The following is a 275-nucleotide window of genomic DNA, read 5'->3' on the forward strand; positions in this document are numbered from 1 at the left end:
GAAGAATCTCCATGCTCTCACCGCCCTTTAGTCCGCCGCGTGGCATTACACGCTCAGATCAATGCCACGAGCCTTGAAGAAGTCGTGGATAATACTGAGACCCAGTGTTGCTTGCTGGAAGCCCTCGGACGCCAGCTTCTGATTCTGGCCGGGCAGTGCGTCATCCATCTTGCGGAAGCCTGCGCGTAGGTGAGTCAGGCCCTCTGCCCAATCGAGAATCAGGTAACCTGCGGCGTTTGCTGCCGCCAGTTCATCACGGCCATACGTTTGAACAT

1 protein-coding gene is annotated in these 275 nt (G+C 56.7%); it reads right to left on the bottom strand.

What is annotated here, in order from left to right; all coding sequences use genetic code 11:
- Nucleotides 1-45: 45 nt before the first annotated feature.
- Nucleotides 46-275: hypothetical protein (locus tag AC1RPV_RS07860; protein WP_481764213.1), on the bottom strand; the 230-nt coding region annotated here is incomplete at its 5' end.

This window comes from Dellaglioa sp. CoH-55-MRSF-9, from assembly GCF_056782155.1.